The organism is Lactobacillus sp. M0393, assembly GCF_016102025.1.
Lineage (GTDB): Bacteria > Bacillota > Bacilli > Lactobacillales > Lactobacillaceae > Lactobacillus > Lactobacillus melliventris.
In genome coordinates, this window is the sequence record NZ_JACFPK010000008.1 from 39,886 (window position 1) to 53,103 (window position 13,218).

10 protein-coding genes are annotated in these 13,218 nt (G+C 37.2%); 8 read left to right on the plus strand and 2 right to left on the minus strand.

Annotated features, from left to right (window positions below):
• Window positions 1-72 precede the first annotated feature (72 nt).
• The 4 genes from H3R29_RS07870 (at window position 73) to H3R29_RS07885 (ending at window position 2,765) form a co-directional block, all read left to right on the plus strand.
• On the plus strand, window positions 73-561 hold the full coding sequence (locus H3R29_RS07870) for a PTS sugar transporter subunit IIB (protein ID WP_187157373.1): 489 nt from the start codon (window positions 73-75) through the stop codon (window positions 559-561).
• 10 nt (window positions 562-571) lie between these two features.
• The gene (locus H3R29_RS07875) at window positions 572-1,495 is read left to right on the plus strand and encodes a PTS sugar transporter subunit IIC (protein ID WP_122037293.1); all 924 of its coding nucleotides are present in this window, start codon (window positions 572-574) and stop codon (window positions 1,493-1,495) included.
• Window positions 1,482-2,300, plus strand: a complete 819-nt coding sequence (locus H3R29_RS07880) for a PTS system mannose/fructose/sorbose family transporter subunit IID (protein WP_046324414.1) — start codon at window positions 1,482-1,484, stop codon at window positions 2,298-2,300. Before H3R29_RS07875 ends, H3R29_RS07880 begins: the two co-directional genes overlap by 14 nt.
• Before the next feature lie 63 nt (window positions 2,301-2,363).
• Window positions 2,364-2,765, plus strand: a complete 402-nt coding sequence (locus H3R29_RS07885) for a PTS sugar transporter subunit IIA (protein WP_110445659.1) — start codon at window positions 2,364-2,366, stop codon at window positions 2,763-2,765.
• A gap of 69 nt (window positions 2,766-2,834) precedes the next feature.
• Here H3R29_RS07885 and H3R29_RS07890 read toward each other — a convergent pair whose 3' ends face one another.
• Window positions 2,835-4,853: a hypothetical protein gene (locus tag H3R29_RS07890; protein ID WP_198203009.1), complete on the minus strand. Its 2,019-nt coding sequence runs from the start codon at window positions 4,851-4,853 to the stop codon at window positions 2,835-2,837.
• A 199-nt stretch (window positions 4,854-5,052) separates the two neighbouring features.
• Between H3R29_RS07890 and H3R29_RS07895 the strand changes: the two genes are divergently transcribed.
• Both H3R29_RS07895 and H3R29_RS07900 read left to right on the plus strand, forming a co-directional pair.
• The gene (locus tag H3R29_RS07895; RefSeq protein WP_198203008.1) at window positions 5,053-7,902 is read left to right on the plus strand and encodes a TIM-barrel domain-containing protein; all 2,850 of its coding nucleotides are present in this window, start codon (window positions 5,053-5,055) and stop codon (window positions 7,900-7,902) included.
• Between the two features lie 142 nt (window positions 7,903-8,044).
• Window positions 8,045-9,040: a tagatose 1,6-diphosphate aldolase gene (locus H3R29_RS07900; RefSeq protein ID WP_046324417.1), complete on the plus strand. Its 996-nt coding sequence runs from the start codon at window positions 8,045-8,047 to the stop codon at window positions 9,038-9,040.
• Window positions 9,041-9,097: 57 nt separating this feature from the next.
• On the opposite strand, the gene H3R29_RS07905 is transcribed toward H3R29_RS07900, so the two are convergent.
• A complete protein-coding gene (locus H3R29_RS07905; RefSeq protein WP_046324418.1) occupies window positions 9,098-9,859 on the minus strand; it encodes a MurR/RpiR family transcriptional regulator in 762 nt (253 codons plus the stop codon).
• Window positions 9,860-9,982: 123 nt separating this feature from the next.
• Here H3R29_RS07905 and pfkB point away from each other — a divergent pair, with 123 nt between their 5' ends.
• Window positions 9,983-10,912 carry a 1-phosphofructokinase gene (gene pfkB / locus H3R29_RS07910; protein WP_110445664.1) on the plus strand — a complete coding sequence of 310 codons (930 nt, stop codon included), beginning with the start codon at window positions 9,983-9,985 and terminating at the stop codon, window positions 10,910-10,912.
• Window position 10,913: 1 nt separating this feature from the next.
• The gene (locus H3R29_RS07915) at window positions 10,914-12,833 is read left to right on the plus strand and encodes a fructose-specific PTS transporter subunit EIIC (protein ID WP_198203007.1); all 1,920 of its coding nucleotides are present in this window, start codon (window positions 10,914-10,916) and stop codon (window positions 12,831-12,833) included.
• The last annotated feature ends 385 nt before the right edge of the window (window positions 12,834-13,218 follow it).

Here is a 13,218-nt window from a genome sequence, read left to right on the forward strand (position 1 = left end):
GCACCTTAATATTAGGGTTGAAAGCGTTTTTGTTAATATTTAGATTTCCTTAAAAGATATGGAGGAAGAAATATGAATATTGTAGGAGCGAGAGTTGATGAACGCTTGGTTCATGGTCAGGTGGCAAACTTGTGGACACCTCAGTTGCAAGTAGAACGAATTATTGTTCTTGATGAGAAGGCAGCTAAGGATGACATCCAAAAAAGCGGTTTGAGAATGGCTACACCTATGTCTACTAAGCTAAGTGTTTTACCAACTGAAATTGCTGCTGATCATCTTAAGAAAGATCGCTATAGAAAGCAGAGGGTGTTTTTGGTAGCTAAGAAACCGGATAAGTTTCTTGACCTACTCAATATGGGTATCAAGCTTGATACAATCAATGTTGGTAATATGTCTAAGCAAGATGATACTACTGAATTGACTAAGCAAGTTAATATCAATGAGCATGAAGCCGATGTTTTCAGAGAGATTTCTGGCAAAGGCGTTAACTTAATTGCTCAATTAAATCCTAGTGTTGAGTCACGGGATTTAATGAAATTGATTAATGAAAAGATGAAGTAGGAGGAGAAAAATGGCTTGGTGGCAAATATTACTGCTTACGTTGTATGCAGGATTAGAAATTTTAGATGAATTGCAAATTTATTCGTCATTAAACACACCAGTTGGTGCTGGGTTGATCGCCGGTCTGATCATGGGAGATCTGCCTACCGGTCTGTTTATCGGTGCATCAATGCAGTTGACAGTTTTAGGTATCGGTACTTTTGGTGGTGCTTCAAGAATTGACGCTACTACCGGTACAGTTTTAGCTACAGCATTTTCAACTAGTATTAAAGGTATGAGTCCTCAAACAGCTATTTCTTCAATTGCTGTTCCAGTTGCTGCTATTATGATTGAATTGGACGTTTTGGCAAGGTTTGCCAATACTTACTTTTCACACAGAATTGATCACTTGATTGATCAAGACAAGATTAACTATAAGGCAGTTGAAAGAAATGTTTTATATGGTGCAATTCCGTGGTCACTTTCACGTGCAGTTCCTGTCTTTATCGCATTGGCCTTTGGTCAGGGATTAGTACAACAGATCGCGAATGCTTTAAATGGAGATCTGTTATGGCTTGGTAATGGTTTGACTGTTGCTGGTGCCACATTGCCAGCCGTCGGTTTTGCGGTTTTGCTCCGGTACTTGCCAGTTAAGAGACATGCAGCATATTTGATCTTGGGCTTTACAATTACGACATTGTTCTCAGTGCTCTTTAGTGGAATGCAAGCTTTGGGTACAGGCTTAACAGCTGTTAACAAAGGCTTCACTACTATTTTCAATGGCTTGCCAATGCTTGCAATTGCAATGCTTGGATTAGCTCTTGCGATTTTGCATTACAAGAATATTCCGTTAAATAAAGGTACTGCTCAAGCACAAAGTACTGAAAGTCAAAGTAATAATGCAAGTTCAAGCTCTGATGACGATGAAGGAGAGATTACTGATGACGAACTCTAAACCTAAATATAAATTAACTGAACAAGACTTCAATCAAATTAACCGGAGATCTTTGTTTGGTTTCCAGTTAGGCTGGAACTATGAAAGAATGCAGAATAGTGGTTATCTATACACTATTTTGCCCCAATTGAGAAAAATTTATGGCGATGATACTCCAGAGTTAAAGGAAATGATGAAGACTCACATGCAGTTCTTTAACACTTCTAACTTCTTTAATACAATCATCACTGGTCTTGATCTTGCCGTAGAGGAAAATGAGGGTGTTGAAGGAAAAGACACCGTTACTGGTATTAAAGTTGGTTTGATGGGTTCATTTGCCGCAATCGGTGACTCTATCTTCGCTTCTTTAATTCCAACTATTTTTGGTGCTTTAGCTGCTTCAATGGCAACTCAAGGAAACCCAGTTGGTGTTATCATTTGGGTTATTGCCTGCCTTTTGATCTGTGTCTTCCGTTGGAAGCAACTTCACTTTGCTTATGACAAAGGTGTTTCTCTAGTTACTGACATGAGAGACCGTTTAAACGCTTTAACTGATTCCGCTACTGTTTTGGGTGTATTCATGGTTGGTGCCCTTGTTGCTACTATGGTTAACATTAAGTTTGCCTGGGCACCTCAAATTGGTAAAGTTACTATGAATGTTCAAAATAATTTGGACATGATTCTTCCTAAATTATTACCAGCAGCTGTTGTAGGCTTTGTTTACTGGCTTCTTGGTAAGAAGGGTATGACATCAACCAAAGCAATCTTTATTGTTTTAATACTATGTATTGTTTTAGGTGGCCTTGGAGTTATCGCTAAGATATAATTAAATATAGTAATTGCTTTAAGTAAAGCTGATAGTATAAAGTATTAAATAGAAAGATAAAGTATGGCAGAAAAAGAATTAATTTTAATTAGTCATGGCAAAATGGCTGAGGGCGTAAAAGCCAGTGCCGAATTAATTATGGGCGAACAAGAGCACGTACATACGGTATGTTTGCTTCCGTCTGAAGGTCCTGATGATTTTAAGAAAAAATTTGAAGAGCAGATCTCAGGAATGAATATCGAAGATATTACTGTTTTCGCCGATTTAATGGGTGGAACTCCAGCAAATGTGGTTAGTCGTCTGATTATGGGTGGTCAAAAAATTCACTTAATCTCGGGAATGAATTTACCACTGGTAATTGAATGGCTCAACAGTCAAATGAGCGGTGCAGCATCCGATTATGTGACAGCAGGTAAAGCTGGTATCGTTGATGTTACTGCAATGTTAGCTAATATGAAAAAGTAGAATTTGAATAAAAAATAGCGTCTAGTTCTAAACAAAGAGACTAGGCGCTATTTTTGACTTTTATTTAATTTAAAACAGTATTTGAATAGTTTCAAGTGGTGCTAAAGGCTCATCTATTGAAGCAATGCCATTTTCAACATTAATATGAATTTTTGTCTTCTTAACTGAATTACCAACTTTTCTAACTATCGTTGCCTCATTACTTACAAGTGGTGCTGCCAGATGCCATTTTATTTGCTGGTAACTATCTAATGTAAAGTTAGCGAGCCAAGCTTTTTGACCATTGTTTTCAACCAAGAGCCTGACGTTAGGCATTCCTATTAGGTAGTCCACAGGTTTAATGCTATCAAGCATTTGCTGGAGCAGTCCCTGCTTATACGTAGTAAATTGGGAATCCCAACCGTGGCGTGGATCTTGATCCATAGGTAAAACAATAATATGTTGATCAATAACAGCCATAACGTTGCCCAATTTTTCATCAATCGAGTTGTACGCAAATGACCATACGTTTACATCACTTTGAGGCTGATATTCAATTTTTAAATAATTACCAGTATGTTGCAACATTGTTATTCGTGGATTTTTGACGCCATCAACAATGTGTCTGTCGGCTTGTTCAAAGGATTGATAATTGGTGCGAACTGGATGCCACTCAGCATTGTTAACGTGCAATAAGTTACCCAGATTGCGGTCAAGCAAAACTTGCACGCTCTCGCCATCAAGCAATACAAAATTCTTTTTGAGCAATGCTGTAATCTGGTCATTTGCCAGATTACGTAAAAGTTGCCCGGAAACAGCAATAATTTCGTTTTCTAATGAAGTTTTTTGATTAACAGGTAAAATGCTTGTTGCAAAACTAAAAGCTCCTAATAGACTAGCCCAGTTTTTTTCGTGGGGCAAAAGTTCTTCCACATTTTTGCCGGCAGTAGTTTGTAAGTGATAACTGGAATCTTGATCAACCAGAACTTTAATCCCTCTTAAATGATCTAGCGGCAGGCGATTTTCTAATAGTTGATTAACGAATGGCTTGATGTCAGCAAGCATTTCAGCGTAATGCCAGCTTTCATTGATACCATTACCCATCATGTCATATAAGTTGAGTAGGATTCCCTGACTTCCGATTAAAGCAGCAGTGATAATTTGAAATGCAGTAAATGCATTTGATTTGACTAAAGGAGAATACATATAACTTTCTAATTCAGGGTAAAATTCAGCATTTTCTCCTAAAAAAGCAGCGGTAATACGAGTATACTCTTCAAAATTTCTACCATATGCTAGAGGCGCAACTTCATTGTAAGCAGGTAGGTGGGGCCGAGCCACCTTGGGATGACCTTCACCAGCTAAAGCCTTAAACAATTTTTCCCAATCACGACCTTCTAGAGCGTGCCAGTCAGGGTATGAAGTCATCTGTGCCAGATCTGTTTCGGGGCTGACTTCATGAACGGCTTGCTCAATTAGATGTTCATTTTCAATCATTTCTTGACGTGCTTGATCCAGGTAAATTTGGCGCTCCTTAGTGGGTTTTCCCGGTTGCAACATCTTTTTAACAAATTCAGCACGTGTTTCTTTTTTGCCTAATTTTTCATTATACAGTTGCATATGATAGTCGCAGAAACACATCAATTTTAAAGGGGTGTGATTATAGTGGCGAAAATCGTCTTCTAACCATAATCGACGGGGATGTATGCTGGCATATTGGGCATAAGTAGCAGCTAAATATTTGCGCCATGTAGGATCAGCCGGACAAGCCATATCCTTAGCCTTGTTACCATCAATGTCAACAAAAGTATTGAAACCAATCTCGGGATTAACTTGATAGCCTCGATCGGAGTGCATAATAGTTGTCCACGGGTTTAAGCTAGTAGTTACACCTATATCAGATAATTTCTTTTGTAAAGGCTTAATGGCATCTAGCCAGACTTGTGTTTCTGCTTTAGTTAAGTGACTGTGGTTTAATTCTTCCCCATTTATGAAAAAGGCTACATCATCAATTCGGCCTTTTTTAACAAAATCAATTAATTTTTCGTCTTTTGCTGGCGTATTTGTTCTTGGATCCAGCATATATCTTAATGTATAAATAAATGTCATATTATTGTTCCTATATAAAAATAACTGTATATCTTGTCTTAATTCTAGCATAATTTAAGGCTGTATACCTTGAGTTTTAAGTAGAAAGATAAATAAGTGGTTGGACAATAATTTTATATATAGCTATTTATCATTACCCTGATTTAGCATATAATCAATCCTATCAAACAGTTTTAATTAAGATTAATTTTCTTTTAATATGAAGGAGGAAAGCACTATTAATAAAAATGACACAAATCAGGTAACCAATTTTAGTAACTTGAAATTGCAAGCTATCACTGATGTGACTAAGCAATCAGGTTATTTTGAAATTAACTATCAAAACGGGCTGACAGCTCGCCTTTATATCTTGGACTCAACAATATTCAGATTATATATTGATCCGACTCAAAAGTTTCAAGAACCAGAACAATCAGAAGCTGGCTTACATGCTCAAATTTTTGTGAAAGATATTTATGATTCTTGCGGTATGAATGGTGCCAGTATTCATGCTACCAATACCGGTTGGCAAATTGATACGGGTATAATTGAAATTAATTTAAACAAAAACTCAGCTACTTTAGACGTCACTAAAAATGGCAAGACGATTTTTCAAGAAGCAAAGCCAGTTGAATTGAAGGATTCATTAACAGTCCAAACCCTAGTTGATTGCAATAGTAATTACTTTGGTGGAGGCACACAAAACGGGCGTTTCACACTAGCAGGAGAAAAAATTGCAATTGTTAATACCAATAACTGGGTTGATCATGGTGTAGCATCTCCTAATCCTTTTTACTGGTCAACGGCTGGTTATGGCGTGATCCGTAATACTTTTAAACCCGGACATTACGATTTTGACAGCACTTCTAACAATAAAATTACGACTGCTCACGAAGAAAAACGCTTCGATGCTGTCTATTTCTTTGCGGATTCGGCTTATGAATTGCTCAGTGCTTATCATCAGTTAACTGGCCAGTCGGCTTTAACACCAATTTTTGGTTTTTATGAAGCTCATTTAAATGCTTATAACCGGGATTATTGGGTAGAAGTAAATTCTAAAGAAAAGGGTGCTATCAAATATCCAGATGGCAAGTATTACCGCGAATATCAGCCCAAGGATTTACCTGCAGAATTAAAGCCAAAGTCAATTAGGGAAACGCTGAACGGCGAACATGGCGGGGTTTCCTATCAATTTAGTGCCCGGGCAATGCTTGACCAGTACCTTGAGCATGATATGCCTATAGGTTGGTTTTTGCCTAATGACGGCTATGGAGCTGGTTATGGGCAAACGGATACTCTAGCAGGAAATCTTAAGAACTTAGCGGAGTTTGTCAAATATGCTAATAGCAAAGGCGTGCAAGTAGGATTATGGACGCAGCAAAATTTAGCACCAGTTGATCCTGAAAATCCTAAGCCGGATGATCGCGATTTTGAAAAGGAACTAGTTGCCGGAGTAACTGCACTTAAGACGGATGAAGCATGGGTTGGCCATGGTTATTCGTTTGGGTTAAATGCCACGCAAAGTACAGCTAAAATGATTGCTAAAATTAAAGGTGATCAGTTGCGGCCGTTTATTATTACAGTTGATGGTTGGGCAGGAACGCAGAATACTAGTACAGTCTGGACAGGAGATGAAGTTGGTGGCGAATGGGAGTATATTCGCTTTCAAATACCAACTTATATCGGTGAAGGATTATCAGGCCAACCTAATGTTGCTTCGGATATGGATGGTATTTTTGGTGGGCAAAACCCGATTGTTAATACTAGAGATTATCAGTGGAAGGCCTTTACACCAATTCAGCTGAACATGGATGGCTGGGGCAAAAATCCTAAGAATCCATTTGCGTTTGGCGGGATCACAACTAAACTGAATCGTGCTTATTTAAAGCAGAAATCAATGTTGCTGCCGTATGTTTATAGTATTGCTGCCCAGGCAACTTTTACTAGTAAACCAATGGTACGTGCCATGTTTTTGGAGTACCCTAATGTTCCAGAATTTTATACAAATTTGGTCAGGTACCAGTATTTATGGGGAGATAATTTCTTAGTTGCTCCAATTTATCAAAACACTACCAGCGATGAAAAAGGAAATGATGTCAGAAACGAAATCTATTTGCCTGATAAAAAACAAATCTGGATTGACTACTTCACTGGTCAGGAATATCAAGGTGGACAAGTAATTAACAATTTTGCCGCTCCATTGTGGAAACTGCCGGTATTTGTTAAAGCCGGAGCAATTATCCCGGTAGCACCGGCAACTAACACGCCGCAGGAATATCTCAATTTAAAAAAGATGCGGCAATTTGTGATTTATCCCAGTGGTACTAGCAATTTTAATGTCTATGAAGATGATGGCTTCTCTGCCCAATATAAGCAAGACAGATATGTCCAAACTAAAATTAGCAGTAGTTTACGGGGCTCCAGTTTGACCATTAAAATTAATAAAGCTCAAGGTACTTATGCAAAGTTTGACCCTGAAAAGACAACTGAGTTAAGCATTAAAACTAATAAAGTACCAAGGACAATCGCAGTTCTGATCGGTAATAAAGAAGTTCATTTAACTGAAGCAGAAAATTTAGCGGATTTTCAAAAGCATGATAACTGCTACTATTTCGATCAGCATTATCTGACAAATCCATATTTAGCAGAGTTTAACTCAAATTTGGAGCAGACATTTTTAAGGATAAAGCTGCAACCGACAAATGTGTGTCAAAATGAAATCACTGTTGAAATTACAGGCATCGTTTCGACAGCAGTACCAGTTAATGAACTGCCGCTAAAAAATGAGGCTCTAATAGTTTCAGCTAATTTAACACAAAATGATCAAAAAACCACCTCAAATTCTATTACAGTATCTTGGCAGCCAGTATCCGGCTGTGACAGTTATCAGTTAAAAATCGATGGTTTGTTATATTCTAATATTGAAAGAACTGCTTTTACCTTAAATAACCTGAAACCTGATACGACACATACTTTTCAAGTTAGAGAAATTAAAGAACTGACAGCTTCTTCTTGGGGAGCAAAAATTATTTGCAAGACCAAGAAAGCCGTTAGCTCTAAAAAGAAATAATTTTGTATTTAAAGTAAATCTTTTCTAGATTATTTGTAATTGTGAAAAAGTTTACTAAAACTTCTGCTTTTCTTTAAAAGACTAAACTATCAGTATATAATAATAATTGTGCGATTAAAGATAATGTTAAAGGAGATATATAATGAAAACAATTTCTGCAGCAGTTGCCAAACATATGGAAAACTTGTCAACTACTGATGGTGTAATTAGTGCTTTGGCAATTGACCAACGTGGCTCTTTGAAAAAGATGTTAGCAGAGGCTGCTAATAAACCTGCTGATGAAACAACTATCGTTGATTTTAAAAAAGCAGTATCTAGTGAGCTGACACCATATGCTTCATCTATTTTGACTGATCCAGAGTATGGCTTACCAGCTACCAAAGTTAGAGATAAGAATTGCGGATTATTACTTTCTTATGAAAAAACCGGTTATGATACGACTGAACCAGGAAGAATGCCTGACTTAATTGCTAATCAGTCCGGATTAAGAATTAAAAATGAAGGCGGAGATGCCATTAAGTTTTTAGTTTATTATGATCCTGATGAGGGCCAAGAAATTAATGATAAAAAGCAAGCTTTTGTTGAAAGAGTTGGTGCAGAAGCTAAGGCCAATGAGTTACCTTTATTCTTAGAAGTTTTGACTTATGACGCTAACATTCCTGACGCCAAGAGCGAAGAATTTGCCAAGGTTAAAGCTGACAAAGTTTTGCAGACAATGAAAGAATTTTCAAAGCCTGAATATGGTGTAACTGTCCTTAAAGTTGAAATTCCGTTTAACATTAAATTCGTCGAAGGCTTTAACGGTGACAACAATGTTGTTTACACTCAAGAAGAAGCCAAGAATCTGCTTAAAAAGCAGTCTGAAATAACTGACTTGCCTTATATTTTCTTATCAGCTGGTGTAACCAGTGAAGAATTTATCGCTGAAATTAAAATGGCTGAAGAGGCTGGAGCTGACTTTAACGGTGTTCTTTGTGGTCGTGCTACTTGGAAACCAGCCATTAAACCGTTCGCTGCTGAAAGTGAAGAAGCAGGTAGAAAATGGTTATCTACTCATGGTAAAGAGAATATCGAAAACTTAAATGAAGCTCTTAAAGGTGCAAAATCCTGGCGTGATAAGCTGGAAGTTGCTGAATAACTGAATTTTTCAAACTTAAAAAAGCTTTCTATACTAATTTAAAGTATAGAAGGCTTTTTATTTGCTCTTGTAAAAATCACATCTAACCGAATAAGCGTCACAAAAGATGCGCGTCATTATTTGCAGTGGCAGGCGTGATCTAACCTCATATTCAGGAAAATAGTTAGTTTTTGATTTGTAGCCAGTGAAAATTAAAGTGGAGAAAGGCAAAATACTGCCTGATGAGTTAGTGGTAAATGTCAAAATTGGAACATCATTTTTATTTAAGGTTTTAGCTGCAGTTACTAATTCCTCAGTTTCTCCGTTTAAGGTAATAAAAATTGCTAACGAATCCTTCTTAATCTTGCTGGCAATTGTCTTGATAATATTTGGATCTGAGTGAAATTCACAGTATTTTCCGGTTAATTGTAATTTGACCATCATTTCGTGAGCAATTGATTCAGACAAACCACGAGCAAAAATAAAAACGATTTTAGCTTGTTTTGTCAATGAAATACTATCTTCGATTGTGCTATAGCTCAAATTGTGCAGCGTGTTGTTCATTTCAATTTCATTTTTAGTAATGACGCTTCTGATTTTATCATCAGCATCATTTAGCACACTGAAAGTAGAATTTGAATTGCTTTTTAGTTTCAAAGTTTCACGATAAGAAGTGTAACCACTATAGCCCATCTTTTGCATGGTGCGTACAATTGTTGCAGTCGAGACATTCGCGAATTGACTTAACTTTACTATTGACATATTAGCGATCTTTTGGGGATTATTTTCGACTATATTCCAAAGATGCAATTCTGCTGCTGAGAGTTCTTTTGTTGACATTTAAGTGCTCCTTTTGTAAATATTTTTCTTTTTATTATAGTAAACGCTGTCAATTCAGAAAAACGTTACACATATTTGTCTTTATAATAATAATACAAAAGGCAAAAAAAGGGAGAGAAATCTTTGATTTATACAGTAACGTTGAATCCAGCAATTGATTTAGTAATTGTCACTAAGAAACTGGAACCGAAGGTAGTTAATAGAACTGAAAAATTTGAATTACAACCTAATGGCAAAGGGGTCAATGTTTCATTTATCTTAAAGAAATTGGGTATAGATAGTGTGGCCACAGGAATTGGTGGTGGCTTTACATTAGATTATGTCATTTCTGGTTTAGCAGAGAAGGGTATTAAAACTAATTTCTTAAAGGTAAAAGAACCTACTAGAGTTAATGTCTTTACGGATGTTTTAGACGAAGGTACAGAATACAAACAAGTTAATCCGGGACCAGTAGTAAGTTCAGATAAACAAGATCAATTTTTGGATTATCTTGAAAGCACAGTAACTAAGGATGATATGGTAGTTGTTTCCGGTAGTTTTTCTCGGGGTATAAAACCAGACTTTTTAGTCAAACTGGCTCAGTTAGTCCAAAAACAGGGAGCTAAATTTGTGATTGACAGTAGTTACCTAGAAGTAATTGATACTTTAAAATACCGGCCGTTTTTACTTAAACCTAATGATAGTGAACTCGCTGCCTTCTTCAATTATGAGGGTGAGATGACTGCCGCAAAAACGGTCGAATTGGCTCAAAAATTAATCAAATTGGGTTGCCAAAATGTTCTCGTTTCGCTAGGTGCTGATGGTGCTGCTTTTATTAATAAATATCATGTTCTATTTGCCAATGCTCCGCAAATACAAGTGGTTAATTCAGCTTGTGCCGGAGATACCATGTTGGGTACTTTTATTGCCTTTTTGGAAAAGAACAAACCAGTTAGTGCTGCTCTTAAAATGGCTGTTGCCGCGGGTAGCGATACCGCTAGTCGCACAGGACTGACAGATTTTTCTTTAGATGAGTTATTACCGCAAATTTCAGTGGAAGAAAGGATGAAATAAAGTGGCTAATTATGATTTAGTGGGTGCTACTGGTTGTGCAACCGGTGTCGCTCATACATTTATGGCAGAAGAGGCCTTAGAAAAAGCGGCTGAAAAGCTTGGTTATACTATCAAAATTGAAACACATGGTCAAACGGGCATCGAAAATAATCTGACTAGTACGGAAATTGCAGATGCTCAAGCAGTGATAGTTGCTTCTGATATTGATGTTGGCTTAGATCGCTTTGCAGGCAAACGTCTAGTAGTAGTTCCGGTAGCAAGGGGTGTTAAAGAGCCAGATGCTTTAATTAAAAAAGCGTTGGCAGCACCAATTTATAAAGAAGGACAGGCAGCTGAAGATTCTACTCATGAAAGTGTAGGAAAGCAAAAGCTAGGCAACAAAATTTATACCTCTTTAATGAATGGCGTCTCTCATATGTTGCCATTTGTCGTTGCAGGTGGTGTGCTAATGGCTATTTCCTTCTTCTGGGGAATTGATTCAGCAAATCCAAAAAGTAGCGAATACAATCAATTTGCTGCGATGCTAAATACAGTGGGCAGTACTACTATGAACTTAATGGCTCCAGTTTTAGGAGCTTATATTGCAGAAGCTTTGGCGCAACGGACGGGTTTTGTAGTAGGCCTTTCTGCCGGTTTTATCACCTTCAACGGTGGCGGTGGCTTTTTGGGAGCCATCGTTGGTGGCTATTTAGCTGCGATCGTTGTTTTAGGCTTGCAGAAGCTATTTCAACCACTGCCAGATGATAAATTTAGAGGGTTGAAATCAATCTTTCTTTTACCTGTTCTCGGGGTTTTAATCACGGGATCAATTATGTATTTGTTAAATACCCCAATTAAAGCATTGAACGTTGGTTTAATGTCCTGGCTTAGAGGTTTTGAAAATACTAATCCTGCACTGTTAGGTATCATAATTGGCATCATGTGTGCGGCAGACTTTGGTGGACCAATTAATAAAGCGGCATACGTTACGGGAACCGTGCTGTTAGCACAAGGAAACTATTACTTTATGGCTGGTGTTTCTGCGGCTTGTATCGCTCCACCTCTAGCTACGGGCTTTGCGGTCTTAATGAATCGCAAAGCATATTCAAAGAGTGAAAGAGCTGCTGGCTATGTCAACTTTTTACTGGGATCAACTCATATTACTGAAGGCGCGATTCCTTTTGCTGCTAAACACCCATTATGGAATATTCCGGCATTTATGGTTGGTTCTGCAGTAGCATCAGTTTTAACTTACATAACGAAAATTAGTGTACCTGCTCCTCATGGTGGCTTTATTATTTTACCGTTAGTTAATAAACCGTTCTTATGGGTATTGTGGATTCTCATTGGAGCTGCTATTTCAGGAGCACTGTTAGCTTTAATTGCCGGTAGATTTGATAAAAAAGATAAGCTGGCTGCAGCAGCAGAAACTACTGTTGCACCTAGCGAGGCCAATATAACTAATCAAAATACTGAAATTAATACAGAAGCTTTTGAGCCCAGTGATATTCTTGAATTAAGGAACATTCAAGTTGGAGTTGCTGTTACTAGTCGTAATGATGCACTCAAATATCTGGCTGATTTTGCTGTCAAAAACCAATTAGCAAATGATAGTGATGCGGTTTATGATAGCTATCTTAAACGTGAAAAAGAAGGCTCAACTGGTATGACTGATGGCTTTGCAATTCCCCATGCTCAGTCAGCTGCAATTGCCAAGTCTTCAATGATAGTCTTAAAACTCAAAGAGCCAATTGATTGGCAATCTTTAGATGGCAAGAAAATTGATACAGTTATTTCTTTTTTAATACCAGAAACTGATAGCAATGCTCATCTGCAATACTTGTCAAATACTGCTAAATTGTTGACTCATGAAGACTTTATTGCAAGCCTTAAAAAGGCCAACACTCCTGAAGAAATTCAGGCTTTGTTTGAAAATAATTAATATACTAAAAACACAAGACTCTTAGTCTTGTGCTTTTTGGTTAAAGTTATAATTGCGCTATCTTACAAATGTGCTTGCTGCTGGAATAGATTTGATAATGTGATACCGCCAAAATATGGCTAATGAAAATCTTCTATGACTAACAAATTCAATTTTATCTTGCATAGACAATTTAGCCCCAAAATATTCCTCAAACTTGGGAGCAGGACATATTTGCTTTCTAGTCGTATTAACTTTTAATCTTCAATCTTTTTAGCTGCATTCAATGCCTTCATAATTGAAGGATTTTTTGAATGACAATCCTCAAGCATCTGTAAATCATTTTCATCTAATTTAACTTCATATTTACTCATTTTTCTTTTCCTTTCAGCTGAATATTAAATTA

Bases quoted from the DNA above. Each gene is read 5' to 3' on its own strand.
- H3R29_RS07870 (WP_187157373.1), top strand. From the start codon at position 73: ATGAATATTGTAGGAGCGAGAGTTGATGAACGCTTGGTTCATGGTCAG.
- H3R29_RS07875 (WP_122037293.1), top strand. From the start codon at position 572: ATGGCTTGGTGGCAAATATTACTGCTTACGTTGTATGCAGGATTAGAA.
- H3R29_RS07880 (WP_046324414.1), top strand. From the start codon at position 1,482: ATGACGAACTCTAAACCTAAATATAAATTAACTGAACAAGACTTCAAT.
- H3R29_RS07885 (WP_110445659.1), top strand. From the start codon at position 2,364: ATGGCAGAAAAAGAATTAATTTTAATTAGTCATGGCAAAATGGCTGAG.
- H3R29_RS07890 (WP_198203009.1), bottom strand. From the start codon at position 4,853: ATGACATTTATTTATACATTAAGATATATGCTGGATCCAAGAACAAAT.
- H3R29_RS07895 (WP_198203008.1), top strand. From the start codon at position 5,053: ATGAAGGAGGAAAGCACTATTAATAAAAATGACACAAATCAGGTAACC.
- H3R29_RS07900 (WP_046324417.1), top strand. From the start codon at position 8,045: ATGAAAACAATTTCTGCAGCAGTTGCCAAACATATGGAAAACTTGTCA.
- H3R29_RS07905 (WP_046324418.1), bottom strand. From the start codon at position 9,859: ATGTCAACAAAAGAACTCTCAGCAGCAGAATTGCATCTTTGGAATATA.